24 protein-coding genes are annotated in these 25,102 nt (G+C 67.0%); 12 read left to right on the top strand and 12 right to left on the bottom strand.

Annotation, left to right across the window (positions count from 1 at the left end):
• Nucleotides 1-8: 8 nt before the first annotated feature.
• The gene (locus TY25_RS06230) at nt 9-587 is read right to left on the bottom strand and encodes a flavodoxin domain-containing protein (protein WP_236639094.1); all 579 of its coding nucleotides are present in this window, start codon (nt 585-587) and stop codon (nt 9-11) included.
• Nucleotides 588-760: 173 nt separating this feature from the next.
• Here TY25_RS06230 and TY25_RS06225 point away from each other — a divergent pair, with 173 nt between their 5' ends.
• Complete coding sequence (locus TY25_RS06225; RefSeq protein WP_042254817.1) at nt 761-1,951, top strand: RNA-guided endonuclease InsQ/TnpB family protein; 1,191 nt, start codon at nt 761-763, stop codon at nt 1,949-1,951.
• A gap of 19 nt (nt 1,952-1,970) precedes the next feature.
• On the opposite strand, the gene TY25_RS06220 is transcribed toward TY25_RS06225, so the two are convergent.
• Entirely contained in the window at nt 1,971-2,951 is a 981-nt protein-coding gene (locus tag TY25_RS06220; protein ID WP_042254815.1) for an Acg family FMN-binding oxidoreductase, read from the bottom strand.
• A gap of 231 nt (nt 2,952-3,182) precedes the next feature.
• Between TY25_RS06220 and TY25_RS06215 the strand changes: the two genes are divergently transcribed.
• From TY25_RS06215 to TY25_RS06200, 4 genes are all read left to right on the top strand, one after another.
• Complete coding sequence (locus TY25_RS06215) at nt 3,183-3,833, top strand: response regulator (protein ID WP_042254814.1); 651 nt, start codon at nt 3,183-3,185, stop codon at nt 3,831-3,833.
• 38 nt (nt 3,834-3,871) lie between these two features.
• Complete coding sequence (locus TY25_RS06210) at nt 3,872-5,629, top strand: GAF domain-containing sensor histidine kinase (RefSeq protein WP_042254813.1); 1,758 nt, start codon at nt 3,872-3,874, stop codon at nt 5,627-5,629.
• A 264-nt stretch (nt 5,630-5,893) separates the two neighbouring features.
• On the top strand, nt 5,894-6,427 hold the full coding sequence (locus tag TY25_RS06205; RefSeq protein ID WP_146154042.1) for a hypothetical protein: 534 nt from the start codon (nt 5,894-5,896) through the stop codon (nt 6,425-6,427).
• 30 nt (nt 6,428-6,457) lie between these two features.
• Nucleotides 6,458-6,733 carry a GlsB/YeaQ/YmgE family stress response membrane protein gene (locus TY25_RS06200; RefSeq protein ID WP_042254809.1) on the top strand — a complete coding sequence of 92 codons (276 nt, stop codon included), beginning with the start codon at nt 6,458-6,460 and terminating at the stop codon, nt 6,731-6,733.
• Nucleotides 6,734-6,742: 9 nt separating this feature from the next.
• Here TY25_RS06200 and TY25_RS40355 read toward each other — a convergent pair whose 3' ends face one another.
• From TY25_RS40355 to TY25_RS06185, 3 genes are all read right to left on the bottom strand, one after another.
• Complete coding sequence (locus tag TY25_RS40355; RefSeq protein ID WP_052382837.1) at nt 6,743-7,516, bottom strand: HD domain-containing protein; 774 nt, start codon at nt 7,514-7,516, stop codon at nt 6,743-6,745.
• Between the two features lie 154 nt (nt 7,517-7,670).
• On the bottom strand, nt 7,671-8,267 hold the full coding sequence (locus TY25_RS06190; RefSeq protein ID WP_042254808.1) for a nitroreductase family protein: 597 nt from the start codon (nt 8,265-8,267) through the stop codon (nt 7,671-7,673).
• 3 nt (nt 8,268-8,270) lie between these two features.
• Nucleotides 8,271-9,461 (bottom strand): MFS transporter, encoded by a 1,191-nt coding sequence (locus TY25_RS06185; RefSeq protein ID WP_042254873.1) that lies wholly within the window; start codon nt 9,459-9,461, stop codon nt 8,271-8,273.
• A gap of 88 nt (nt 9,462-9,549) precedes the next feature.
• Between TY25_RS06185 and TY25_RS06180 the strand changes: the two genes are divergently transcribed.
• Nucleotides 9,550-10,032, top strand: coding sequence for an RrF2 family transcriptional regulator (locus TY25_RS06180; protein ID WP_042254805.1), 483 nt, complete (start codon nt 9,550-9,552; stop codon nt 10,030-10,032).
• A gap of 25 nt (nt 10,033-10,057) precedes the next feature.
• Here the strand turns inward: TY25_RS06180 and TY25_RS06175 are convergent, their stop codons facing one another.
• Nucleotides 10,058-10,609 (bottom strand): dihydrofolate reductase family protein, encoded by a 552-nt coding sequence (locus tag TY25_RS06175; protein ID WP_042254804.1) that lies wholly within the window; start codon nt 10,607-10,609, stop codon nt 10,058-10,060.
• A 142-nt stretch (nt 10,610-10,751) separates the two neighbouring features.
• On the opposite strand from TY25_RS06175, the gene TY25_RS06170 reads away from it, so the two are divergent.
• The 4 genes from TY25_RS06170 to TY25_RS06155 all read left to right on the top strand — a co-directional run bounded on the left by TY25_RS06170 (nt 10,752) and on the right by TY25_RS06155 (nt 16,214).
• The gene (locus TY25_RS06170) at nt 10,752-12,149 is read left to right on the top strand and encodes a class I adenylate-forming enzyme family protein (protein ID WP_081868702.1); all 1,398 of its coding nucleotides are present in this window, start codon (nt 10,752-10,754) and stop codon (nt 12,147-12,149) included.
• Between the two features lie 23 nt (nt 12,150-12,172).
• Nucleotides 12,173-13,741 carry an NAD(P)-binding domain-containing protein gene (locus TY25_RS06165; protein ID WP_042254871.1) on the top strand — a complete coding sequence of 523 codons (1,569 nt, stop codon included), beginning with the start codon at nt 12,173-12,175 and terminating at the stop codon, nt 13,739-13,741.
• On the top strand, nt 13,738-14,820 hold the full coding sequence (locus tag TY25_RS06160; RefSeq protein WP_042254803.1) for an alpha-hydroxy acid oxidase: 1,083 nt from the start codon (nt 13,738-13,740) through the stop codon (nt 14,818-14,820). The genes TY25_RS06165 and TY25_RS06160 overlap by 4 nt, the downstream gene beginning before the upstream one ends.
• A gap of 71 nt (nt 14,821-14,891) precedes the next feature.
• Entirely contained in the window at nt 14,892-16,214 is a 1,323-nt protein-coding gene (locus tag TY25_RS06155; RefSeq protein WP_226887456.1) for a cytochrome P450, read from the top strand.
• 21 nt (nt 16,215-16,235) lie between these two features.
• On the opposite strand, the gene TY25_RS06150 is transcribed toward TY25_RS06155, so the two are convergent.
• Genes TY25_RS06150 through TY25_RS06130 form a run of 5 tightly spaced genes read right to left on the bottom strand, consistent with a single transcriptional unit; the run spans nt 16,236 to nt 22,007 of the window.
• A complete protein-coding gene (locus TY25_RS06150; protein WP_088606950.1) occupies nt 16,236-17,852 on the bottom strand; it encodes a DUF8224 domain-containing phage-derived protein in 1,617 nt (538 codons plus the stop codon).
• 52 nt (nt 17,853-17,904) lie between these two features.
• Nucleotides 17,905-18,915, bottom strand: coding sequence for an ABC transporter ATP-binding protein (locus tag TY25_RS06145; protein ID WP_042254801.1), 1,011 nt, complete (start codon nt 18,913-18,915; stop codon nt 17,905-17,907).
• Entirely contained in the window at nt 18,915-19,739 is an 825-nt protein-coding gene (locus TY25_RS06140; protein ID WP_042254800.1) for a carbohydrate ABC transporter permease, read from the bottom strand. The genes TY25_RS06145 and TY25_RS06140 overlap by 1 nt, the downstream gene beginning before the upstream one ends.
• Nucleotides 19,736-20,629, bottom strand: a complete 894-nt coding sequence (locus tag TY25_RS06135) for a carbohydrate ABC transporter permease (RefSeq protein WP_042254799.1) — start codon at nt 20,627-20,629, stop codon at nt 19,736-19,738. Before TY25_RS06135 ends, TY25_RS06140 begins: the two co-directional genes overlap by 4 nt.
• Complete coding sequence (locus TY25_RS06130; protein ID WP_226887457.1) at nt 20,622-22,007, bottom strand: extracellular solute-binding protein; 1,386 nt, start codon at nt 22,005-22,007, stop codon at nt 20,622-20,624. Before TY25_RS06130 ends, TY25_RS06135 begins: the two co-directional genes overlap by 8 nt.
• Nucleotides 22,008-22,096: 89 nt before the next feature.
• Between TY25_RS06130 and TY25_RS06125 the strand changes: the two genes are divergently transcribed.
• Nucleotides 22,097-23,779 carry an ABC-F family ATP-binding cassette domain-containing protein gene (locus TY25_RS06125; RefSeq protein ID WP_042254796.1) on the top strand — a complete coding sequence of 561 codons (1,683 nt, stop codon included), beginning with the start codon at nt 22,097-22,099 and terminating at the stop codon, nt 23,777-23,779.
• A gap of 14 nt (nt 23,780-23,793) precedes the next feature.
• Here TY25_RS06125 and TY25_RS06120 read toward each other — a convergent pair whose 3' ends face one another.
• Entirely contained in the window at nt 23,794-24,051 is a 258-nt protein-coding gene (locus TY25_RS06120; protein WP_042254795.1) for a LuxR C-terminal-related transcriptional regulator, read from the bottom strand.
• A 232-nt stretch (nt 24,052-24,283) separates the two neighbouring features.
• On the opposite strand from TY25_RS06120, the gene TY25_RS06115 reads away from it, so the two are divergent.
• On the top strand, nt 24,284-25,030 hold the full coding sequence (locus tag TY25_RS06115) for an MSMEG_1198 family transcriptional regulator (RefSeq protein ID WP_042254794.1): 747 nt from the start codon (nt 24,284-24,286) through the stop codon (nt 25,028-25,030).
• Nucleotides 25,031-25,102 lie beyond the last annotated feature (72 nt).

Here is a 25,102-nt window from a genome sequence, read left to right as displayed (position 1 = left end):
GCACGAATTCAGGGGCGAACAATGGTTACCGCGGTCTGCGGCAGCCCGAGCGACTCCCCGATTCTCGCCGACCATGCGGCTATCTCGGCCCAGTCGCGCAAGTCCCCGTACCGCATGCCGCCGAGGACCCGATAGATCGTGCGGGCCTTGAAGTCGACCCCGGCCCGTTCGTAGTGACCGGCGAAAGCGTGATAGTCCTCGGGTGCGATCAAAGCGCGCAGTGCGGCGATTTCCTTGGGCACCTTCCGGCCCAGCCGCCGGCCTATCGGCCCGACGAGCGCGGGCCCGAGGCCGACACTGAACAGCCAGACCCGTTTCGCGGCAAGAATATCCGCGTGCGCGCGGATGAACGACGCTGCCGGTGGGAGGAATTCACGATGATGAATCGCACTGCCCAGGATGATCGCATCGAACCCGGTGAGCTGCGGCGCGTGGTTGACGCCCGCGACGACGACCTCGGCGCCGCGGGCAGACAGGTCCTGGCCGAAGTATTCCGCGATGTCGCGGGTGGACCCCTGGGCCGTAGCGAATATCACTGCGATGCGAGTACCTGGCATTCCCATGGCATTCATGTTGGCTTTACCCAACGGTTATCGGCAGAGGCGTACGGCCCACGCGGTCAGGACAGAAAGTCCCCGCGTGATGGACCATTCCCCCTTTTCCTACGACGCAACGTTTGCCTATCGTGAGAACGTCGATCCACGGTGCGCGAATTTCATGGTTGCCACCGGCCCAGACATCAGTCAGAGGGAGGTGACCGATGCGCTCCGTCCAACTGCGTTACAATTTCCGTTGCTATCCGGACGAGCCGCAGCAGGCCGCGCTCGCCCGGGCTTTCGGTTGTGCCCGAGTAGTTTTCAACGATGCCCTCGACGCGCGCCTACGGGCCTCCGCGGCCGGTCGCTGGATATCGGACGCGGAGTTGTCACGACGACTGACGGCGGCCAAGCGGACCGCCGAACGTGCATGGCTCGCAGACGTGTCGGCGGTGGTCCTTCAGCAAGCTCTCGCAGACCTGAACACGGCCTACCGGAACTTCTTCGCCTCGGCGACCGGTCGGCGACTGGGCCCCACCGTCGGACTCCCCAGGTTCCGGTCCCGCCATGATCGGCAATCCATCAGATTCACCCGCAACGCTCACTTCGCGGTCACCGCAGGAGGTCGGCTACGGCTGCCCAAAATCGGTGCGCTGAAAGTGGTCTGGTCACGGCCGCTGCCCGCGGAACCGACGTCGGTGACGGTGATCAGAGACACCGCAGGCCGCTATTTCGTCTCCTTCGTGGTCGAATCCGCCGCCGACCCGCTGCCCGAACAGTCAGCTCAGGTCGGCATCGCCCGGGGGACGTGCACCGTAGCGGTGCTGAGCAACGGCACCACGATCGCGCACCCGGAATTCCTCCGGCGGGCGCAACGCAGACTGGACCGGGCACAGCGAACACTGTCCAGAAAGCAGCCGGGCAGCAAGAATCAGGTCAAGGCTCGGCTGGGGGTCGCCAAAGCCCTTGCGGCACTGCACGACACCCGGCGCGACTGGGCGCACAAGCAGTCGACAGCGATCATCCGTGAAAACCAAGCGGTGTACATCGAGGGACTGCCCTACCGCGCCAAGGCTCCGTCGCGCCGAACCCGCTCGACCGACGACGACAGCTGGATCGTCTTCACCCGTATGCTATGTCAGAAGGCCGCTCGCTACGGTCGGCGCTTCGGCAAAGTTTCGCCGTCACCCGGGCCCGGTCCGCACCACCCCGACCGTGCCGCCCGCACAATTCTCGCCGCTGGGCAGGCGGAGAGCAGAAACGCCTGTGGAGCCGACTCGCGGCCGGGACCCGTCCCGGCACTCGGCCACGAAACAGGAACCCGCCGTAGGCGTTACCCACGCCAGCCGGAATCGTCCCTGCCTGCCGGGGCAAGGCACGAGGATGCCAAGACACGCACACCAACCCACCGATAACGCCGTTGCCGGGGAGCACTCACCGAACGTCGAACGGATCCACCACTTCGTCGATGGCGCGACGCGGCGTGACGGGCAACGCGTCCGCGCTCGTCGGCGCCCAACCGACTCTGATCACGACCTGCGCGTGCGCACTGTCGTCGAGCACTTCGAGCCGAACCCGGCTGCGCAGCAACGGAAGTTCGAGCGGCTCGCTGAGCGGGCAGGTGGCCAGCCCGATGTTCGCCGCGGTCAACAGGACTGCGCTCATGGCTTCGCCGGCCCGCAGGCGCGAGACTCGATCGTCGGCCGACGTCGCCAGCACCAGCAGGTCGGCGGTGTCCGGCGTTCGAGCCTGGTCGAGCAGCCGCGGTTCGGTGAAATCCCTTGCCGGGACCTCGGCGTCGGGCCGCGGACGCGGAGTGCTCCTGGCCGGCACGCCATCCGCGGACCCGTGTCGTCCGCTCCAGCTCGCGAGTTCGAAACGGTAGTCGGGATCCAGCGCATGTTCGGCGGCCGCGATCCGCATGGCCTCGAGCAGCCGGTCCCGCGACCGGTCGGTGACCCGGCGCACGAGCACACCCAGGCCCGCGGCGCGTTCGATCAGCAAGCCGAAGTATCCGACCGGAATCGGCCAGGAACTGAATTGCCTGCGGTCGCTCTGCCGCCGCGAAATCGCCGCCGAGAGTTCGACATCCTGGGCCGTCGGACGATGCGCGACCAGATCGATCGCCGCCAGATGATTCAGTTCGTCCGGATTCGGCAGGCGATGCACGATCGCCGACCAGCCCAGCGCCGCGAACGCGATACGCAGATGATGCAGTGCCGCACCGCAACTCAGCAGCAGATCGCGCTGATCCGGGTCGGTCGACGGTATCGCCCGGTCCGGATCCAGGAACAGATGCACCGACCTGTCCCCGATCCGCCACCGCCACGGTTGAATGTTGTGCACCGACGGTGCCCGTACCGCGAGTCTCAGTGCCGCTCGTACGGTTTCCGCGTCCGGCATTCCATGATCCATACCGACTTCCTTTATGTTCGGGTGCCATGACGGTCGCATACGGTCGTGCCGCGAAGAAGGGTCCGACGACCCTCATAGCGAGGACCTCGGCTGCGCGTTCGATCGGATTCGGCCGCCGAACGACTCTGGTCGCGCCGATCGAGGGTCTTTGGCCCTCGAACCAAGGGCACTATTCACATTTCCCGGGCGCGCGGCGTGCGTAAGGCTCGAAGGCGAAGGGAGAGTTCGATCATGATCAGTGTGTTTTTGGTCGACGATCACGAAATCGTGCGACACGGCGTGGGCGATCTCATCGGTCAACAGCCCGACATGGAAGTCACCGGCGAGGCGGGAACCTACTCCCAGGCCCTCGCTCGGATTCCGGCGCAGCGACCCGATGTGGTCGTGCTGGATCTGCGCCTACCGGACGGCAACGGCATCGAACTGTGCCGGGAACTGCTGTCCGCGGATCCCGAACTCCGTTGTCTCATCCTCACTTCCTTCACCGACGAGCAAGCGATGTTGGATGCGATCTTGGCAGGCGCGGGCGGCTACGTCGTCAAGGACATCAAGGGCTTCGAACTGATCAGCGCGATCCGCGACGTGGGTTCGGGCAAATCGCTACTCGACAACCGCGCCGCCGCCACCCTGATGGCGAAACTCCGCGCCGATGCCGAAGAACGATCCGGACCGCTGGCCGACCTGACCGAGCAGGAACTGGCCCTGCTGTCGCTGCTCGGCGAGGGACTGACCAACCGGCAGATCGCCGGCCGCATGTTCCTGGCCGAGAAGACGGTGAAGAACTATGTCTCACGGCTTTTGACCAAGCTCGGATTCGAACGGCGCACGCAGGCGGCCGTACTCGCCTCGCAATTGAACGTCCAAGACAAGAGACCGGGCTGATCAGTCGAGCCCGACCGCGAAGGAGCCAGAACGTGCCGATGCGGTTCACCGAACCAGCGACGAGCGGGTTGCCTCCGGTCACCGAGACGCTGTCCCAGCTCCGATTACACGAACTGCTCGAAGAGGTGCAGGAGCGCATCGCGCAGATCGTCGATACCCGAGATCGGATGGATCGGCTCATCGAAGCGATGCTGATCGTCACCTCGGGACTCGATATCGATGACACACTCCGTTCGATCGTGCACGCGGCCCTGGAGTTGGTGGACGCCCGCTACGGCGCACTCGGCGTGCTCGAATCCGATCAGCCCGCCGCCAGGCTCACCGAATTCGTTTACGAAGGCATAGACGATCGCACCCGCGTCATGATCGGTGATCTGCCGCATGGTCACGGAGTACTCGGACTGCTGATCAAACAACCGAGACCGATCCGGCTCGCCGATCTTTCCGAACATCCCGCCTCGGTCGGTTTCCCCGCGAATCATCCGCCGATGCGGTCCTTCCTCGGCGTACCGATCCAGGTGCGCAACGAAGTATTCGGAAACCTGTATCTCACCGAGAAGGTGGGTGACGGCGAGTTCACCGAAGACGACGAAGTCGTCGTACAGGCGCTGGCCGCCGCGGCGGGCATCGCCATCGCGAACTCGCGCCTTTATGAAGAGGCTCGGATACGACAGCAGTGGCTGGAAGCCACCCGCGATGTGGCCACCGAACTCCTCTCGGGCGGGGCGAATCACGAAGTGTTGAAACTGGTCGCCGAGCGCACGCTCGCGCTCACCGAATCGGCATGCACCCTCCTGGCCTTGGCGGCCGACTCGAGCACAGTCGCGGAGGAGACCGAGCTGGTCGTGGTTGCCGCGGCCGGAAGCTGTGCTCAGCGGTTGATCGGCCGGCGCGAACCCGTGCGTACGACCGCGGTCGGCCGGTCCTTTCGCGAGGGCCTGGCAGTCGCCGTGGACACGCTGGCCGGCGAGACGGCCCTCGGCAACGTCGCGAAACTCGGACCGGCACTGATACTTCCGCTCCAGGCCGGCCCTTCGGTCGTCGGCGTATTGGCGACGGTCCGACCCGCGGGCCTGCCGCAGTTGGACACCGCCGCCCAGTCGATGATGGCGGCCGTCGCCGATCAAGCAGCGCTCGCTCTGCAGCTGGCGGATACGCAACGGCGCATGCGCGAACTCGACGTCTTGTCCGACCGTGATCGGATCGCGCGCGACCTGCACGATCAGGTCATTCAACGACTGTTCGCCGTCGGACTCTCGTTGCAGAACACGATCCGGCGCACCGAGTCGGCGCAAACCCAGGCCCGCCTCGCGGAAAGCGTCGACGATATCCAGACGATCGTGCACGATATCCGGCACTCGATCTTCGACCTGCAGACCAACACCGCCGCTGATTCGTCCACCTACCGAAAACGGCTGCACAGCATCGTCTCGGAGATGACCAAGGACACCGGAATACGGACGCGAGTGCACTTGGCCGGACCGGTCACCGTTCTTACGCCACCGTTGTCCGACGATGTCGAAGCCGTGCTGCGCGAGGCGCTCAGCAATGCGGTCCGGCACGCGTCGGCCACGACGATTTCGGTCGAACTCGGCGTGCGTGACGACATCACCATCGAGGTCTCCGACGACGGAATCGGTTTACCCGCCGAGATCACGCATCGCAGTGGGCTGGCGAACCTCGCGGTGCGGGCCGAAAAGCACGGCGGCAGTTGCCGACTGGAGCGGCGAGCCGAAGGCGGCACGACCCTGCGATGGGCCGCGCCTTTGCCGTCACCGACCCGCACGGTGCGATAGGACAATTTCCGGCTTCGATCGAGGCAATTTCCCCAGGAACAAAGGCCTTTCGCCCCTGGACCGAAACACCCCCTGCACTGTCGCAATTTTTCGGGGACTGTTCATTTCTCCCGATATCGAGAGGAATTCGCACGTAGACGAGCCGGTTCGGCATTGTCGAATCCGCCTGGTTGTCGAATAACAGGGCGCGGGTGAAGGTGAGTCCGCATCCCATTCGGCGATGCGATTGCGCATTCCGCGCCCGGCACAGACAGAGGGGTATCGATGAGCAAAAGAAACACTTCCAGGATCAGACGCATTCTCGCCCTCACCGGGTTCGCGGCAGTGCTGATCACGTCCGCCACGTCCACCGCGAACGCGACACCCACGCAGCAATATCCGCTGGATGCCCGGCTGGGCACGCTCTGGTCGTCCCAGCCGGAGCCGTCCCGGGACAAGCGTGATCCGGACCCCGCGCTGCCCTACATCGATATACCGGCCGACTACGTCTACAACCCAACCCTGGAACCGGTTGCCCGACATGACTACTGCACCTCGTCGTTCGACCAGTTCGGCAGCGCGAACTTCGCCGGACCGTGCGCACGGCACGACATGTGCTACGACGTGGTCGACCAGAAGCGCGCCGAGGGGTGGCGTGACGTCGGATACGGCCCGTGTAACGCGGCTTTCTATCATGAACTTCGGATCAATTGCATGAACGCGTACCCGGATATCCAATCCAACGCATTCGCCCTCTGCCACAACGCCGCCGCCGTATACGCATACATGACCGAGGCGACACACTGGGGCCAGAACTAACCGTTACCCGGAAAGAGAAAGGATTTCGCGATGCTCGGACTCGGCATCATCGGCTGGATCGTCCTAGGCGGACTGGCCGGATGGATCGGTGGCAAGATCATGAAAACCGATGCTCAGCAAGGCATCCTGCTCAATATCGTGGTCGGCGTCGTCGGTGGGCTACTCGGCGGTTTCCTGCTGAAACTGCTGGGGGTCGACCTGGCGGGCGGTGGCTTGTGGTTCAGCTTCTTCACCTGCCTGGGCGGCGCGGTGATCTTGCTGTTCCTGGTCGGCCTCGTCACCGGCCGCCGCGGCGCGGCGCACTGACCTACCGGATCAATCACGTCTCATCGGGGACATGCGCAGTGCCGTAGCTATTCCCAGACGGTAAGCGAGTCCCATTCGACTACGTGGATTGAGCCGGCTCTCGTTGCGAATCAGCGCGATCTCGTTCGCCACCGATCGGTCTCGCGGGTAGGCGCGGGCGACCTTTGCCCGGAAGTCCCGAGTCAGGTACTCGGCACGCAAACCCGCGAGATCGAGCATCGCCCCCTGGCCGACGTAGGTCGCCGGCGCTCCGTCGCGATCACTCGTCAGACCCGGCATGACATGCGCTGTGATGGCATCGGCCAATTCAACGGCCGACCGCTCCGGCAATCCCGCGCCGTGCGCACAGGAGCGCGCACGGGCGGCGCTTCGCAACGTGAAATCCTCGCCCAGGACGGGTTGCTCGATTCCGTGATCGTGCAGCAGCGCCGCCGCGAAGAACAACTCGGAATCCATGGGCGTGGCGTCGATTGCGCTCAACGCGCTGCCGAATATCCAGGTTCGGTACGAGTGCGCGGACACTGTCGGGCTCTGCTCGGCGCACGCCGCCATGACCGCACGAGCGAATTTGCTGTCCGGCGGTCGAAAGTCCACAGTGTCCAGCGCGCTTGCGGTGTTGGGCGCTCCCCGGGTCGCGAGCTTCATTCGACCCGATAGAGCGGTCGCCATCATCTTGGTGGCTGCGCCGAGGAACTGACGCTGCTCACGCCAGGTCAGCACACCGCGGGTGCGCTCAGCCCACCGCAGGCCGCCGAGACGGTCGAGGTCGGGCAGGGCAGTCACAGGATCACCGGATCGACAGGCATGACGCGATCATGCATCCAGCAGGCAGCGGCGGCCACGACAGCTTCATGGCGATCTCAGCCAAACGGTAACCACGGCCTACGCGCCCGCTCGGTGATCTCGCGATCGCCGCCCATCACCCCTCCTGATTCTGTCAGTCCCGCCAGACGACCAATTCTTCGAGCGGTTTGCGGCGGTCGGCGAGGCGACGGTCGGGTGCGGCGTGCGGGTCTGCGGGGTAGCCGAGGGTGAGGATGCCGACGAGGGCGACGTCGTCTGGTAGTTGGGCGATCTTCGCCAGGGCGTCGAGTTCGTCGGGCGGGGCGGGGCTGTAGAAGCCGGTGGTCAGTCCCGCGTCGATCGCGGCGAGTTGCAGCAGGGTGAACAGTGCGCCGGCATCGAACCACCAGAACGGGACGGGCCAAGGGATTTCGGTGTGGTCGGTGAGTTTGTCGGGTTCGGTGTAGCGCTCGTGATAGGACGCTTCTCGGATCCCCAGGGCGATGTGCACCGGGGCTTGCGAGATCCACGGTTGATGACCGTGTTCGAGATACCAGGGCTCCGCGACCGCCGCCAGTTGTCCGCGCAGCACCGGATCGGTGATCACCACCAGTCGATGGCCTTGGCTGTATCCGGCGCTGGGGGCACGGCGGACGACCCGCACCACCTGCCGCAGTGTCTCCACCGGCACCGGATCGGGCCGGTAGTGCCGCACCATCCGGCGGCCGCGCAATACTTCGGTGAATTCCATCGTTCAAGCCTTTCGATTCAGGGCGGGTCGTAGCCGGCGAATAGGCAGCAGGGTGAGCAGGCCGAGCCCGCCCAGCAGGGCGAATGCGAGCCGGAAATCGCCTGTGCTGTCCCGTAGTACGCCCACCAGCACGGGAGCCGCCGCGGCACTGCCGTAGCCGACGAAGAACGCCAGCGCACTGATCCGTCCGGCTTCACCGGGATCGCGGCCCATCAGCACCGGCATGGTCAGCACGAGCGTGAAGAGGCCGCCGTGCCCGACGCCGAGGGCGACGATCCACACCCACGTCGCCGTGTCCGGCGCGAGGGCCAAGCCCAGAAAGCCTGCGGCAGTGACGATCATGGTGACCGCGAGGCCGCCACGCTTGTCCGCTCGCTCGCCGAGCAGCATCGGCACGGCCGGCATCGCGACGACCTGAATGGCGATCATGACCGTCAGCATGACGCCGGATGCGGCCGCGCTGTAGCCCCCACTGTTGTGCAGCAGCGGTGCGACCCAAGCCAATTCGCAGTAGTACAACGCCGAGTTGACCGCCGACAGTATGGTGATTCGCCACGCCGGACCGCTGCGCCACGGCAGTCCCCGGGTCGCCGGACCCGCAAGGGCAGCAACGCCTTCCAGTCCCAGCGCGCCTTTCGCACCGGACCACAGCACCAACCCGGCGACCGCGAGGACCGCCCATGAGGCCAGCGCTGCCGGCCAGGAGCCCAGCAGGTCGGCCAACGGCGCGCTGACACCGGCCGCGACCGCTCCGCCGAGCCCGAGACCGGCGGTGTAGATGCCCGTCACCAGCGTGGCCCGATCGGCGAAACGCGTCTTGACCACGGCAGGCAACAGGGTCTGCGCGATCGCGATACCGGCCCCCACGATCGCCGCACTGCTCAATTGCAGCCAGGTGGAGGCGCCGGCCGAACGGGCCGCCGTGGCGATCGCGATGATCGCGAGCCCGAGCAGCACTCCACGCTGCAATCCGAAGCGACGCCCCACGTATGCGCCCAGCGGTGCGCACACGCCCATCGCCAGTGTGGGAACGGTGGTCAGCAAGGCCACGCCGGTCGCGGACAGATCCAGGTCGGTCTGGATGCGGTCCACCAGCGGCGCGACGGCCGCGATGGCCGGGCGCAGGTTCGCGGCGGCGGCGAACAACGCGACTGCGGCGGCTCCCAGCGCGGTGCGGGATGCAATCCCTGTCATGAGGTACCCCAGGTTGATCTCGGACATTTTCTATCCGAGTTCTATCACATCTCGGATATCTCATGTCCGAGATCGGTAGGATGGGGTCGTGAAGATGTCGAACGGTGTGGAGTGGGCCTTGCACAGCTGTGTCACGCTCAGCCAGAGCCAGGAGCCGGTACCGGCGGCCCGGCTGGCCGAATTGCACGGCACCCCACCGGCTTACACGGCCAAGCAGCTTCAGGCGTTGTCCCGAGCGGGTATCGTCCGGTCCACCGCCGGTCAGGTCGGCGGGTACACCCTCACCCGACCGGCGGCGCAGATCAGCGTGCTCGACATCACGCAGGCGATCGACGGGACCGAACCGGCCTACCGCTGCGCGGAGATCCGGCAGCGTGGACCACTGGGTATTCCCGCCGGGCAGTGTGCGCGTCCGTGCGCGATCGCGCGCACCATGGCCGCCGCCCAGCAGGCGTGGTCGCGCGCGCTCGCCGAGGTCTCCGTCGCCGACTTGGCCGCGGGCATCGATGACGACAGCGGCGGCACCGCGCTGGCCGAGGTACGGGGCTGGCTGCGCGACACTCGCAGCTGAGGCGGTTCGGTGCCGCGTGGTCGCGTCAGTCGAGCACGTAGCGCTGCAGCAACACCTTGTCGAATTGCTTCGTTTCGGCCAGACGGAGCTGGATTCGCTTGTCCAGCAAGGGGAACAGCGGTGTGCCACCGCCGAGGACCACCGGGCTGACGAACAGCCAGTACTCGTCCACGAGGCCGTGCGGGATCAGCGCGGCGCCCAGCTCCGCGCCGCCGACCTCCATCACCCCGTCGCCCTCGGCTTTCAACCTGCGGACTTCCTCGACCGCGTGCTCCCGCACCAACCTGCTGTTCCACTGGACCTCGGTGAGCGTCCTGGAGAAGACCACCTTCGGCTTGTCCGTCCAGAGCCGGCCGAACTCGCGCTCGATGGGCGACGCGTCCGCGGGAACGTGCGGCCAGTATTCGGCCATCAACTCGTACAGGCGACGACCGTGCAGCGAGATCTCGATCTCGCGATACCGGTCGTTGTGGAACTGGTGCAGCTCGTCGTCGGGATCCGACCAGTCGATCTTGCCGTCCCGGTCGTTGACGAAACCGTCCAGGGAGACGGTGAACGAATAGATCAGTTTTCGCATAACTGAACAGACCTCCCGGACGCGCGAAACTCATCGGACAGGGCGGACCACATTATGCGCCGACGGTCAGGTTCCCTTGTCGAAGTGGCCAAACTTGTTGAATATCAAACTATTCCGACCGTGCAGTTCTTATCATGGTCGGGTGAGCTTTCCCGGGTCGATCGTGCGGGCATTGCAGGTGGAGCCGGGGAAAGTCGTGGTCGAGCACGGTGCGCGCACCGTAACCAGAGGACAGCTGCTCACGATGATCGGCAGTGTCGCGAACGGGTTGCGGGAGCGGGGGCTCGGTCCTGGTCGCGGCGTGGCGATGCGGGTGGATGTCAGCGCCGAATCGCTGGCGGCATATTTGGCGGCCTATACCCTCGGCTGCCGCGTCGTCGGCGTGCGTCCGGGGCTCAGTGCGCGGCAGTTACAGCATGTGCTGAGCAATGGGGTGGACGCGGTCTTGGACGACGAGCAGGTGCGCGCGCTGCTGGCGGGCCCGGCGCAGCCGGTGACGGTCGAGGCGCGCTCCGATGACATCGCCCGTGTCGCCTACACCAGCGGCACCACCGGCCTGCCGAAGGGCTGCGCGCAGACCTACCGGGCGATGTCCGCGCATTGGTCGTGGGGCAAGCCGACCTGGAGCCCGGAGACGGCCGCACTCGCCGCCTGCGCCGAGCGCTACCTGCTGTTCGGCACCCTGGCCGGCGCGGTGGTGCAGGACTATCTCGCCCTGTGCCTATTGGGTGGCGGCACCGCGGTTATCCCGGAACCTGTTGATACCGAACTGTTTCCAGAGGTGATCGAGCGACTGCGGATCACCGCCACGATCATGAACGTGCCCCGCCTCTACCAGATGCTGGACGCATTGCGCACAACCCCGAGGGACACGAGCAGCCTGCGCGCCATGGTGGTGGCGGGTTCGCCGCTGGCCCCGCATCGCCTCGCGGACGCGGCGCGGGCGCTCGGCCCAGTGGTGCATCAGGCCTACGGGCAGACCGAGACCGGCGGCTTGACCGCGTTGACACCCGCCGAAATCGACAGCGGCGTACTCGCTTCGGTCGGTCGCCCGCTCCCCGGCGTCGCGGTGGACATCCGGGACGGCGAGATCTATGTCCGCAACGAGTACATGATGTCCGAATACCTCGGCGACCCGGCCGAAACCGCCGACGTCCTCGTCGACGGCTGGGTGCGCACCCGAGACCTGGGTTACCTCGCGGACGGCTACCTCTATCTGACCGGCCGGGCACGGGACGTGATCATCGTGGACGCGCTGCCGGTGTACGCGGGTCCGATCGAACGGCTGCTGGCCGGGCACCCGGATATCGACCAGGCCTACGTCGTCGGTGCGCCGGACGACCGTCGCGGTGAAGCGGTGCACGCCTTCGTGGTACCGCGTCCGGGCCGTACGCCGGATTCGATCGCACTGTCCGCCCTGGTGCGCGCCGAACTCGGGGAATCGAGTGTGCCGCAGTCCTACACGGTGGTACCAGAAGCCCCGACCGCGGCCAGCGGAAAGCCGGACAAGAAGGCCTTACTGGAGCTGTATCCACGGTAACGCCAGACATTTTGGAGGAGACGTTGTCCGAACTCGACTACCTGATCATCGGCGCGGGACCGGCGGGTCTCCAAATGGGTCACCACCTACAGCAGGCGGGCCGCGACTACCTGATCGTGGAGGGCGGGCCCGCGGCGGGCACGTTCTTCACCAGGTATCCCCGGCACCGCCGGCTGATCTCGATCAACAAGGTGCACACGGGCTGGGACGATCCGGAGCTGAACCTGCGGATGGACTGGAATTCGCTGCTGCCGGGCCCGCCGTTCAAGGACTACTCGCGACGCTTCTTCCCGGCGGCGGACGATATGGTCCGCTATCTCCGTGATTACGCTGTGCGACAAGGATTATCGATCCGCTACGACACCCGGGTGGCACGGATCAGCCGACCGGATCTGTTCGAGGTCGCCGATCAGCACGGCGAGGTGTTGCGCGCACACCGGCTGATCGTGGCCACCGGCGTCTCGAAACCCTATGTGCCCGATATCCCTGGTATCGAGACGGCAGAGCTGTACAGCGAAGTATCGGTCGACCCGGCGGATTTCACCGATCAGCGGGTATTGATCATCGGAAAAGGCAACTCGGCCTTCGAGACCGCCGACAACCTCACCGAGACCACCGCGCTGATCCATGTCGCCGGACCGCATTCGGTGCGGCTGGCCTGGCAGACCCACTTCGTCGGCCATCTGCGCGCGGTCAACAACAACTTCCTCGATACCTATCAGCTCAAGTCGCAGAACGCTATCCTGGACGGCAACGTGGTCGATATCGCGCGCCAGTCGGACGGGTCGTATCTGGTGACGGTGAGTTTCTCCCGGGCCGACGAGGTCACCAAGGGCATCCGCTACGACCGGGTGATCGTGGCGACCGGGTTCCGGTTCGACGCCTCGATCTTCGCCCCGGAGTGCTGGCCGGAACTGGCGATCAACGATCGGTTCCCGGCCCAGACCCCGGCGTGGGAGTCGACCACGGTACCGGGGCTGTACTTCGCGGGCACGATCACGCAGGAGCGCGATTTCAAGCAGTCCACCAGCGGCTTCATTCACGGGTTCCGTTATGGGACACGGGCATTGCACCGAATCCTGGAACAGCGACACCACCAGCAGATCTGGCCGCACCGTGAACTCGGCACGACCGCGGCCGACGTCGGCGAGGCGATCCTCGAGCGGGTGAACCGGACCTCGGCGCTGTGGCAGATGTTCGGCTTCCTCGGCGATCTGGTCACGGTCGGCCCCGGCGCGCAGGCGCGGTACTGGCCGGAATTACCGGTCGACTACCTCGGAACAGCCATCGCGACAGGAGATTTCGGCGAGGTGGAGACCTACTTGGCGATCACCCTCGAGTACGGCAAGGATCACGACCGCTTCGATCCGTTCGACATCAACGCGCGGCGCATCGCCCAGTCCGACGCCGAACACGCCCTCGACGGCCGGTACCTGCACCCGGTCGTCCGGCAGTATCGCGACGGGCGCCAGATCGCCGAACACCACATCACGGAGAACCTCGAAAACGAGTGGACGCACGAAACGGTGCACCGCAAGCCGCTGTTCGACTTCTTGGCGACCGCGCTGCCCGCCCCGGAGCCGACGCGGTGACCTGCCCGCCTGCCGCGCTCGAGCAGCGGGCGAAGGAGTTGCTCGAGCCCGCGCACTACGACTTCTTCGCGGGCGGCGCGGGCGAGGAGATCGCGCTGGCCGACAACGAACAGGCCTTTCGCCGCCTGGCACTGCTGCCGCGGGTGTTGCGGGACACCAGCGGCCGGTCGATCGCGACTACCCTGCTCGGCGATCCGAGCGCGATGCCGGTGTTCGTCTCGCCCACCGCGTTTCATCGCCTGGCCCATCCCGAGGGCGAACGCGCGACCGCCAGGGCGGTCGCCGCGGCCGGGCTCGTGCTGATCGCCAGCATGGCCGCGACCGTGGCCATCGGCGCGATCACCGCCGCGGCCCGCGAGATCGACCGGGACGCGCGGGTGTGGTTCCAGCTGTACCTGCAGCCCGAGCCGGAGGTGACCACCGAACTCGTGCGGCGAGCGGAGCGCGCCGGCTGTACGGCACTGGTGGTGACCGTCGACTCCCCTGCTCTGGGGCTGCGCACCAGAGACGATCGGAACGGCTTCCACGACCTGCCCGCCGGGCTCTGTGCCGAGAACATGCGCGGCCTGCCCGGCACGGGGGCGAACGGGCTCCGGCGTATCGCGATGTCACCCACCTTCACCTGGGACCACCTGGAGTGGCTGCGCGAGGTGACGGCACTTCCGTTGGTGCTCAAAGGGATCATGCACCCCGAAGACGCGCGGCTGGCGATCGAGTTCGGCGCCGACGCGATCCTGGTGTCCAATCACGGTGGCCGCCAACTCGATGCCGCGCCCGCGACGTTGGACGCCTTGCCCGCGATCGCCGCCGGTGTGGCCGACCGGATCCCGATTTTTCTGGACGGTGGCGTCCGCCGCGGCTCGGATGTCGTGCTGGCGCTCGCGCTGGGCGCGAAAGCGGTGGGCCTCGGGCGACCGGTGCTGTGGGGCTTGACCGTCGGCGGCGACAAAGGCGTCGCGGAGGTGCTGGACACCCTGCGCACGGAAGTCGAGCAGACATTGACCCTGTGCGGCGTGGCGGCGCTGTCCGAACTGGACACCGACCTGGTGACGGTCCGAGGGGCGGCGGCGCGGTGCTGAGGCGAACGACGTTACTACTCGCGACGACCGGCGCACTCTGGGCGGTATCCCGTCGGCTGCCACAGGCGGTGGTGGCCCTACGGGTCTGGATCTTCGCGAAAGTCAACGGCGGCAACGAGATCACCCTCCCCGGTGAGCGCGGCGGCCCGGAGCTGTTCCAGCGCTTGTACGAGCATCCGGCGGCCAACGGTCGCAGCAGAGGTGCGGCCCTCTCGGATCTGTTCTGGTACTGGCTGGCACCGGGTCCCGAAGTACATCAGGAACATTTGGAGGACGGCCCCCGCTACACCGAGGCGGCACGCACCACCAGGGCGGTGCTCTCCCTGCCGACCGCCGAGATAGAGCAGCTCGCCGCACGCTGCGCCCGCCGGATCCTCGCAGAGCTGCCCACCGGACCGGTGACACTGGTGCGCCTGCGTGACCTGATGATGCCGATCTGGGCGGAGTTCTTCTACGAGTTGGTCTTTCGCGAACCGTGCCCGCGGGCCGCCCGGGACCTCATCGTCGGCAATGCCGACGATGTGGTGACGTCGCTGAAATGCACCGGGCTACGGCATCTGCGCCGGCGCGACCGGCTCACCCGCTACCTGCTCGCCCGGATCGAGGCGGGCGAGGTGCCGCATCGACTGCCCGCCCTGTTCAGCCCGCGGGAGCACGCGTATTACCTGCAGGGCGCGTTCTTCAACACCGCCGTCGTCCAGATGTCGGAGGGCATGGCGCATCTGCTACTCGCCGTCGCCCGGCACCAGGACGTGCAGCGCCGCATCCTGGCCGAGCCCGGCAGCTCGTACCTGGAGCATGTGCTCGACGAAACCCTGCGCCAGTTCCCGCTTTTCGGCATCGCGCACCGGATCACCACCGACGATATCGCGGTGGGCGACGGGAGCACGATCCCCGCGGGCACGGTGCTGTGCTTCAACTATCAGCAGTTCGAGCGCACCGGCCACCTCGACCCCGACCGCTTCGATCCCGATCGGTGGACCACGCACCGCGCCAAGGACACTCACCACATCCCGTTCGGCGTCGCCGCCAATCGCCCGTGCCCGGCCTGGCGGTTGTCACCGATCGCGATGCGCGCGGTCGCGCGCACGGTGCTGGACGACTACCGCCTGCACTCGTCGGTCTCGCACACCCGCTCCATCCCGCACCGTGCCCCGTGCCTGCTGCTGGCCGCCGAACGGCCACCGGCACCGATCATGTTGCGCACCATGCTGATCGGGCTGCGGGCGCGCGATCGGTTCGAGGACGTCTGGCGCGGCCTCACCCAGCTCGTGCTCGGCACCTGGATGGTGCTCGACGCCCGCCGCCTACGCCCCTGTGCCCGGTACTTCGCCGATCTCGACGCGCAGGAGGCGCCGGCCTGCCCGGCCCGCAGCGGACACGCCAGCGACTGAACGAGCGATTTCCGCGTCGGCTCAGTCCCAGCGATCGATGGTGTAGCGCGTGCGGATTCCGGCGCTGGTGACCCGGAAGGTGTGCCCGAGGCTGCCGCCTTTCGACATCAGCAGACCGCAGACCTCGGCGTCGTCCTTGCCCGCGACGACCGCCTGCTGCGTATGCGCCTCCAAAGTCTTACGAATCTCGTGTAGTTCACTCTGGAGGAACTCCGGGAAGAACCCCGCGCCGTTGGTGTAGCCGGTGTCGGTGGCACCGGCGAGGGCGAACAGCACGGATTGTTCGCGAGCCGTGCGGTCGTCTTCGACATACCAGGTAGCGGGGTGCGGGACCACGGCGGTCACGTCGCGGTGCTCGCCGGGGCGCAGTCCCCACTGCTTCGGCGGGGAACCGTTCACGTAGACGTACCAGGTCACCGGGTTGCGGCGGCCCGGCGAATCCCACTGCACGATCGGCGGCGCGGCCGGATCCGCCGCGGTCACCATCGCACCGTAACTGGTTGCCGCACCGGGTACTTCGTACTCGATCCGATCCGCGTCCGGCAGCACGGTGCGCGCGAACTTCGTCCAGGTGAGCACCACCGGACCGACGTCGAGATCTGCGCCACCCCGGCGCTTTTCGGCAGGCACGAGATGCCCGAAAACCCCATCGGAACGATGGGTTCGCACCGTCCAGATCGGGCGCACATCGGCGAGTTTCGCGAAACGACGGGCCAGCGATCCGGCGGCCTCGAGTTCGCCGATGACCTTTTCGGCGCGCGCGATCATCGCCGCCGTCGGGGCCGCGGTGGGCCTGCGGTATTGCAGCGGGTTCATCTTTTCCGCGAAACGCCGCTCGACGCGCTCGTACGGCAGACCCGCCGCGAGATCGCTGAGCAGCGTGCCGATCATGCCGCTCTTGACATGACAGAACCCCGCAGGTGCCGTCGCGGCGGCGAGCCAGACCAGATTGTCGCGCTGCCGGTGCCCATCCGCGCCGTGCCCCCGGACCGCGTCGAGTTGCTTGTGCACTGCCGAAAGCCATTGACCGGCACCGAGTATCGCGTCCGAGCGGTAGAGCTGTTCGGTGCGCAGCAGTGCCACCGCCTTTTTCACGACCGGAGCCGGGAACTCGACGAGGGCGCGTCCGAGTGTTTCCCGGTCGGCGTTCTTCGCCGCGACATACTGGCCCGTCGAGACGAGCGCCGTCGGCCGATGCACCAGGTGCTCGGCGGGGGTGAGCGCGAGATGTGCCCACGAACCGCGCTCGGCGCAGCCCCAACTCGACGCACTGGACCGGAACAGCGACGTGATCGGCCTGCCCTCGACCGTATCGGCGAGCGCGGCCACGGCGCGGGCATAGCTCGGCGGAATATCGTTCGCCGACCACAGCACGGATTTCGCGGTTCCGTCCGTACCGACGCAGACCAATCCGCCGTAGCGGCGCAGGAACGCCCGGCAGGCGCCGCAGGTGTTCGCCGCGGCGAGTTCCGGGGTGAGCGCGCCGAGGAATACGTCGAACAGATCACCGGTGTCGACCGTGAACAGCGCGGCGCTGTCGGCGGTTTTCGCTTCGAACGTCCGCCGCACCCCGTCCAGGAATTCGTCGTACCGATCATCGATGGGCGGCTCGGCACCCACCGGGGCTTGCGTTGTCATAATGTCCCGAGACTAGCGGCCCGATCGCCGGACACCCCACAGAATTTCGGCGTCACGGCAGCAACAGCCCCGATTCCGCGTCGTACAGCAGCACTCGATCGGCCTGCGGAACAACCCAGCCTTCGATACCCGGCTCCGGCTCCGCCGCCTCCGGCACCGTCACGCCCACGGTGTAGCCGTCCCCGGTCAAGGTGACCAGTGCGGTCGCACCGAGATGCTCGACCGTCGACACCTGTCCGTGCAGTGCCCCGGCCACCTCGGTGCCGGAGAAGTCGAGGTACTCGGGCCGCGCACCCCAGATGACCGAATCGGCCAACCCGATCAGCTCGCCGGGGATCAGGTTCATCGGCGTGGACCCGATGAAGTTGGCCACGAAAGTGTCCGCGGGCCTGCGGAATACCTCGCGGGCCGTGCCGAGCTGCCGGATCCGCCCGGCCGCGAGCACCGCGATCCGATCGGCCAGTGCCAGCGCCTCGGCCTGATCGTGGGTGACGAACACCGTGGTCACGCCGAGCTCGCGTTGCAGTTTCTTGAGGAAGGTCCGCGCTTCCAGCCGCAGCCGCGCGTCCAGGTTGGACAGCGGTTCGTCGAACAGGAACACCTTCGGATGGCAGGCCATCGCCCGGGCCAGCGCGACCCGCTGCTGCTGTCCGCCGGACAGTTCGGCGGGCCGCCGCGCCAGCAACCCCTGCAGGGACAGCTGATCCGCGGTCTCGCTCGCCTTCGCGACCCGGCTGCGCCGGTCGGCGCCGCGCACCTTCAACGGGTAGGCGATGTTGTCCGCCACCGACATGTGCGGGAACAACGCGTAGTCCTGGAACACCATGGCCACATCGCGGCGGCCGGGCGCGAGCCGGGTGACATCCCGGTCGCCGATCCGGATCTGGCCGCTGGTCGGGGTTTCCAGTCCGGCGATGGTGCGCAGCAAGGTGGTCTTGCCGCACCCGGAAGGGCCGAGCAGTGCGAAGAACTCGCCGTCCTCGATCGTGCAGGACAAGCCGTCGAGCGCTCGCACACCACCGGCGAATTCCTTGGTCAGCTCCACCAGTTCGATCTGCGCCATCAAGCCTTGATCCCTCCGTGCAGCCGAAAGCCGTAGCGCCGGTTGACGAACAGATACATCAGCACAACCGGAATCGAATACAACAGCGAGAACGCGGAAATCGGCCCGAGCTGCGCCGCACCACCCTCGTCGTAGAAGGTGCGCACCACCACGGCGGCAGGCTGCTTGTCCTGATCGCGCAGCAGCAGGAACGGCACCAGGTAGCTCCCCCACACGTTCACGACGGTCCACACCGCGATCGTGGCGAGGCCGGGCCGCGCCACCGGAATCACGATGTCGCGCAGTATCCGGAGCGGACCGGCGCCGAACACCCGCGCCGATTCCTCGTAGGACCGGGGCACCGAGTCCATGAAGTCCTTCAGGATGAAAATCGCCGCGGGCAGCAGGCCCCCGGACAACACCAGCACCACGCCGAGTTGGCGGTCCAGCAGCCCGACCTTCCAGATCATCAGGAAGATCGGCACCATCGCCGCCGTGCCCGTCACCACGCTGGACAGCAGTAGCAGCAGGTACAGCAGCGCGTCCCGGCCCGGAATCCGCACGCGTGACAGTGCGTAGGCCGCCAGCGCCGCGGCGGCCACGACGAGCACCATGCAGGCACCGGACAGCAGCACCGAGTTCCACAACGATCCCATCGTCAGGTCGTTGTCGAACAGCGCCGAAAAGTGTTCCAGGGTCGGCTCTTCCGGCAGCCGCGGGGCATAGCCGGGAGTCGCGTCGAACGGGGCGGACGCCAGCCACAGCATCGGCAGCGCGAAGCAGCCGGTCACGACCGCGACGAAGGTGTAGAAGCCGATCCGGGCGACGATCCGGCCGGGGTTCATGTCGGCCTCCGCCGCAGCAGTCGCAGGTAGAACAGCGCGAGCACCAGATTGATCAGCAGCATCAGCACCGAGGCAGCGGCGCCGTAACCCAGTGCGCCGTCATCGATGCCCTGCCGATACAGGAAGATCGGCAGGGTTTCGCTGCGATGGTTCGGTTCGCCACGGGTCAGCAGGTACGGGGTGAAATCGTTGAACGTCCACAGGCTGATCAGCAGGGTGTTGGTCAGGACGTGCCCGCGCACGTGCGGAAACACCGCGTCCCGCAACACCTGTGGGCCGGAGGCCCCGGCCAGGCGCGCGGTCTCCAACTGCGACGGCGGCACGGTGGACAGCGCGGCCGAATAGAGCAGCATGGAAAACGCCGTGCCGCGCCAGATGTTGAACACGATGATGACGACCAGCGGGTGCTCGATCATCCAGGCGTAACCGGGACTGTCCAGCAGCCGGTTCACCGTTCCTTCGTCGCGGTCCAGCATCGCAATCCACAGCACCGCAACCACACTGGCGGGCAGGATCCACGCCAGCAGCACCAGGCTCTCCACCACCGCACGCAGCCAGCGCGGCACGTCGCGCAGCGACCAGGCCAGGGTGAAGCCGAGGAAGTTCTGTCCGATGATCGCCGAGCCGAACACGAAAAGCAGGGTGATCCAGACGCTGTTGCCGAACAGCGGGTCGGTCAGCGCCTTTCCGTAGTTGTCCAGTCCCACCACCGAGACGTGCACGGAGGTGCGCCCGGACACGGTGAGGTCGGTCAGCCCGATCCACAGCAGCCACAGCGCCGGGAATACCAGGAACGCCGCGATCAGCAGCAGTGCCGGTGTGACGAACGCGCTCGCCTTCCAGCGTCCCAGTCCCGCCACATCGGAATCGGTTGCGGCCCTGTCAGTCACCGGCCACCTTGTCCCTGCCCACCGCCTCGGCCACCGCGGCGCCGTACTCGGCGGCGGCGTCGGCGGGGCTCGTTCCGGTGATCACATCCAACGTCGCCTGCTGCATCGCCTTCGACACCCGGGTGTATTCCGGTAGGGCGGGGCGCAGCGACGTGGTCGGCAAGACCTGTTGGGACACGAAGCTCAGCAGCGGATCACTGCTCAGCACATCGGCATTCACGTCCTGGCGCGCGGTGATCCGGGGACCGCCCGCGGCAAGCAGTTGCGCGAACGCCGCCGGCGAGTTCATGAATTGCAACAGCTCCCAGGCGAGTTCGATGTTCTTGCTCTTCGGATTGAGCACCCGGCCGCCGCCACCGGACATGCTCACGAAGTCCTGCCGATGCACCCCGGCACCCGGCGTGCTCGCCGGAATGCGCGCCCAGCCGACCGCGGTGTCACGGTCTGCCATCGGGACGCTGCCCCCGGCCGGGTTCAGCACACCGCGCCAGAAATAGTCGCTCTCCAACAGGATGCCGACCTGTCCCGCGGCGAACTTCTCGAAACTCTTCTCCCGGCCCTTGGCGTCCTGCTGCAATTGCGCGTCGCCCAGTTTCTCACCGTACAGTGTTCGGTAGAACTCCAGCACCCGACGGAATTTCGCGGTGTTGCCCACCCACTTGCCGTCCTCGTACAACTCGCTGCCCGCGCCGGCCAGCAAAGGCAGCACGCCCTGTGTCGTCGTCGCCTCGCCGAAACTCGTGCCCGCGTCGAGTTGCACCGGGATCACACCCGGCACCGTTTTCAGCTTGCGGCCCGCCGCGAGCACGTCGTCCCAACTGGCCGGCTGCCAGTCCGCCGGTAAACCTGCCTGCTCGAACAGCTTTCGGTTGAAGAACAGCACCCGCCCGTCGGTCTCCTGCGGGATGCCGTACTGCGCACCGTTGTAGGACAGCAACCGCTGCACCGATTCCGGCATCTGCCGCCAGCCGTCCCAGGCCTTGACCTTGTCGGCGCCGACCAGTTCGTCCAGCGGCGCGATCTGCTCGCCCTCGGCGAACTCACCGACCCAGATCCCGTCCAGCGAAACGACATCCGCGCCGGTGCCGGTTTTCAGATCCTTGGCGATGCGGCTCTTGTAGTCCTCGTCGGGCACCCCCGTCGCCTGGAACTTCACCCGCACGGTGACGCCCTTGGCTCGCTGCTGTGCCACGAATTCCGGGATGACCCAGTCTTCGATCCACTTCGCCTCGGCCGCGTTCTTTCCGCCGGCGGAATTGATCGCGTTCGCGGTGATCGTCAGCGAATCGCCGTCGCTGTCCGACCCGCAGGCCGTCACCCCCGTCAAGGACACACCGACGCTCACCGCCACCGCGAGCACCCGCATTTTCGATCCCATCTTCAGACGGTGTCACACGATGCCCGGTACCGGCGCGCATTGCGAAATTCGGTTGCGGCGATCGGAGGGAAAGGGTTGTCTGGAACCCCGTGGCCCACGTAGACGTTTCCGATGTCGAATATTTCCTCCCGGATGGACGCCAGCTCCTCGACGGGGTGAACTTTCGTATCGGTGAGGGCGTGAAGGCCGCGTTGATCGGGCCGAACGGGACCGGTAAGACGACGCTGGTGCGGATCATCGCCGGCGATGTCGCGGCCGACGAGGGCGCGGTGACCCGGTCCGGATCGCTGGGCGTCATGCGGCAGTTCATCGGACAGATCGACGACGAATCGACGGTCCGCGACCTGCTCCTCTCGGTGGCCGCGCCGCCGGTGCGGGCCGCCGCACGGGCGCTCGACGCCGCCGAGGACGCGTTGATCGAAACCGACGACGAGACAACGCAATTGGCCTACGCGCATGCGCTGACCGGTTGGGGTGACATCGGCGGCTACGAGATCGAGGCGTTCTGGGACAACGTGACCACCACCGCGCTCGGCGTCGCCTTCGACCGCGCCAAATGGCGGGCGGTGCGCACGCTGAGCGGCGGCGAGCAGAAACGCCTGGTGCTGGAGGCGTTGTTCGCGGGCCCAGACGAGGTGCTGCTGCTCGACGAGCCGGACAACTACCTGGACGTGCCGGGCAAGCAGTGGCTGGAACGCACGATCGCCGCGTCGCCGAAGTCCGTGCTGTTCGTCAGTCACGACCGGGAGCTGATCGCGAACGCGGCCACCCGGATCGTCACCCTCGAACCCGGGGTCAGCGGGGCGAGCTCGTGGATCCACGGCGGTGGCTTCGCCAGCTATCACCAAGCGCGCGAAGATCGTACGGCGCGCCTGGCCGAACTGCGCCGGCGCTGGGACGAAGACCACGCGAAGCTGCGGGCTCTGGTGCTGCGGTTACGGGAGAAGGCGAAGTACAACGACGGCGTGGCGGCGCGCTACCACGCCGCGCAGACCAGGTTGGCCAAGTTCGAGGCGGCCGGGCCGCCGGAGGCGATTCCGTTGCGGCAGAACGTCTCCGTACGTCTGCGTGGCGGGCGGACGGGCAAGCGGGCACTGGTGTGCACACAGCTGGAGCTCACCGGGTTGATGCGGCCGTTCGACGCGGAGATCTGGTACGGCGACCGCGTTGCGGTGCTCGGCGCCAACGGATCCGGCAAATCACACTTCCTGCGCCTGCTCGCGACCGGCGGTACGGATCCCGATGCCGGACATCGTCCGGTCGGCGATCTCGACCTCGCGCCGGTACCGCACACCGGCGTCGCCGCCCTCGGCGCGCGCGTCCGGCCAGGATATTTCGCGCAGACCCATGCCCGGCCGGACCTGGCCGATCGCACCCTGCTGGAAATCCTGCACACCGGCAACGAGCATCGCGACGGTATGGGCCGCGAAGTCGCGAGCCGCGTGCTCGACCGCTACGGCCTCGTGCAGGCCGCCGAACAACGCTTCGACGACCTGTCCGGCGGTCAGCAAGCGCGGCTGCAGATCCTGCTGCTCGAACTGTCCGGCGTCACCATGCTGCTGCTCGACGAACCCACCGACAACCTGGACCTGCATTCCGCCGAAGCCCTCGAACAAGGCATCGCCGATTTCGCGGGCACCGTGGTCACCGTCACCCACGACCGCTGGTTCGCCCGCCAATTCGACCGCTTCCTGGTCTTCGGCTCCGACGGCACCGTCTACGAATCCCCCACCCCCATCTGGACCGAACCCCGCGTCCAACGCACCCGCTAAGGGCCAACGGGGGTTCACCATTCGGAGAGGGTGACGAGGTCGTCCTGGATGGCGCGGGCGAAGAGGGCGGCTTTGGTGGGGGCGGGGCGGGCGGCGGCGGCGTATTTGGCTCGGATGCGGGCGATGTGGGTGTTGACCGTCGCTACGGAGAGGTAGAGGGTGCGGGCCGCGGCGGCTTTGGAGTCGCAGCGCAGCCAGACGAGCAAGACCTGTTTTTCGCGCGGGCTCAGGGCCGGGCATTCGTAGGCCGGGTAGCCGAGCGGTTCGGACATCGGTGCTCCCTGCAGAGGGCCGCGCGTCGCATGCTCCCGAGGCTGCGACGAACGGATGAGGTTGTGGCGGTGGCGATGTCACCGAAACGATGTCATCGACGCCCGTCAACAATGCGCGAAACTCGCGGCGGATACAGCGGGTAATACTGCCTGCCTGTGGCGATTTCGAGCATGGACACACCACTGCGCGCGACATACCGGCAACTTCTTGCTCGATCCGGGAGCGCGCGCGATGATCGCCGGCATGGATTACCGCATCCTGGTGGCATCGCCGTTGGGTCGGGTGATCGAGCCCGTGATCGGCTCGGTGTTCCCCCGCTCGACCGTGGCGGTCGCGGTCGACAAAGACGACGTCCGCCGGCACATCATGGACAATGTCCGCTTCGACGTCGTGCTCACCGACCTGGTGTGGAACCGCCCCGAACTGGCCCTCGAACTCGCCTTCGACGGCCTCGACGTGCTCAGCACGATGCACGAGGCCGACCGGGTCGCCCCGGTGATACTGGCCGCCCAGGGCCACAGCATGGAACGCGAGCATCTGGAGGAGGCCCGCAGGCGTCCGGAAGTGGCCGCGGTGTGCCAGAAGTCGGCCGGCGTCGAGCCGTTGCTCGCCGCGATCCGCACGGCCGCCCTCGGCCGCCGCCCACCGCCGCCGGGCGCGACGACCCTGCCGCACCCACTGTGTGAAATGTTCGAGGGCAGGCGCGGCAACACCGCCGCCCGCCTCGCGGGCGCGATTGCCGCGGGCGGCGCGGTCGACCTCGCCTCCCTGGCCGACGTCGCCGGTGTCGGCCTCAACACCGCGAACAAGGTCACCAATCACTATCTGGGGCCGATCATCCGGGCGCGAAACGAACACGATCCGCTCGTGCCGATGACGCTGCCCGCCGTCGCCCGCTGGTGCGGACTGCACATGCGCTACATCGTCAGCTGGTGCCGCCGCCACGGCAACGCCGACGTGGTGCGCCCTTACGGGTAGCGCCCGGATCTTGCGGCGGCACTGGTTGATTCGGCCGATTCATCTGTTCGGCGGATACTGCCTGCCGTACCT

This window comes from Nocardia brasiliensis NBRC 14402, from assembly GCF_000308475.2.
Taxonomy (GTDB): domain Bacteria; phylum Actinomycetota; class Actinomycetes; order Mycobacteriales; family Mycobacteriaceae; genus Nocardia; species Nocardia brasiliensis.
The sequence above is the reverse complement of the archived record's forward strand: the minus strand, read 5'-3'. Positions and strand labels throughout refer to the sequence as shown.

What these genes read in the sequence shown, in the direction of transcription:
- TY25_RS06225 (WP_042254817.1), top strand. Translation starts at nt 761, where the DNA reads ATGCGCTCCGTCCAACTGCGTTACAATTTCCGTTGCTATCCGGACGAG.
- TY25_RS06220 (WP_042254815.1), bottom strand. Translation starts at nt 2,951, where the DNA reads ATGGATCATGGAATGCCGGACGCGGAAACCGTACGAGCGGCACTGAGA.
- TY25_RS06215 (WP_042254814.1), top strand. Translation starts at nt 3,183, where the DNA reads ATGATCAGTGTGTTTTTGGTCGACGATCACGAAATCGTGCGACACGGC.
- TY25_RS06210 (WP_042254813.1), top strand. Translation starts at nt 3,872, where the DNA reads ATGCGGTTCACCGAACCAGCGACGAGCGGGTTGCCTCCGGTCACCGAG.
- TY25_RS06205 (WP_146154042.1), top strand. Translation starts at nt 5,894, where the DNA reads ATGAGCAAAAGAAACACTTCCAGGATCAGACGCATTCTCGCCCTCACC.
- TY25_RS06200 (WP_042254809.1), top strand. Translation starts at nt 6,458, where the DNA reads ATGCTCGGACTCGGCATCATCGGCTGGATCGTCCTAGGCGGACTGGCC.
- TY25_RS06190 (WP_042254808.1), bottom strand. Translation starts at nt 8,267, where the DNA reads ATGGAATTCACCGAAGTATTGCGCGGCCGCCGGATGGTGCGGCACTAC.
- TY25_RS06185 (WP_042254873.1), bottom strand. Translation starts at nt 9,461, where the DNA reads ATGACAGGGATTGCATCCCGCACCGCGCTGGGAGCCGCCGCAGTCGCG.
- TY25_RS06175 (WP_042254804.1), bottom strand. Translation starts at nt 10,609, where the DNA reads ATGCGAAAACTGATCTATTCGTTCACCGTCTCCCTGGACGGTTTCGTC.
- TY25_RS06150 (WP_088606950.1), bottom strand. Translation starts at nt 17,852, where the DNA reads ATGACAACGCAAGCCCCGGTGGGTGCCGAGCCGCCCATCGATGATCGG.
- TY25_RS06145 (WP_042254801.1), bottom strand. Translation starts at nt 18,915, where the DNA reads ATGGCGCAGATCGAACTGGTGGAGCTGACCAAGGAATTCGCCGGTGGT.
- TY25_RS06140 (WP_042254800.1), bottom strand. Translation starts at nt 19,739, where the DNA reads ATGAACCCCGGCCGGATCGTCGCCCGGATCGGCTTCTACACCTTCGTC.
- TY25_RS06130 (WP_226887457.1), bottom strand. Translation starts at nt 22,007, where the DNA reads ATGGGATCGAAAATGCGGGTGCTCGCGGTGGCGGTGAGCGTCGGTGTG.
- TY25_RS06120 (WP_042254795.1), bottom strand. Translation starts at nt 24,051, where the DNA reads ATGTCCGAACCGCTCGGCTACCCGGCCTACGAATGCCCGGCCCTGAGC.
- TY25_RS06115 (WP_042254794.1), top strand. Translation starts at nt 24,284, where the DNA reads ATGATCGCCGGCATGGATTACCGCATCCTGGTGGCATCGCCGTTGGGT.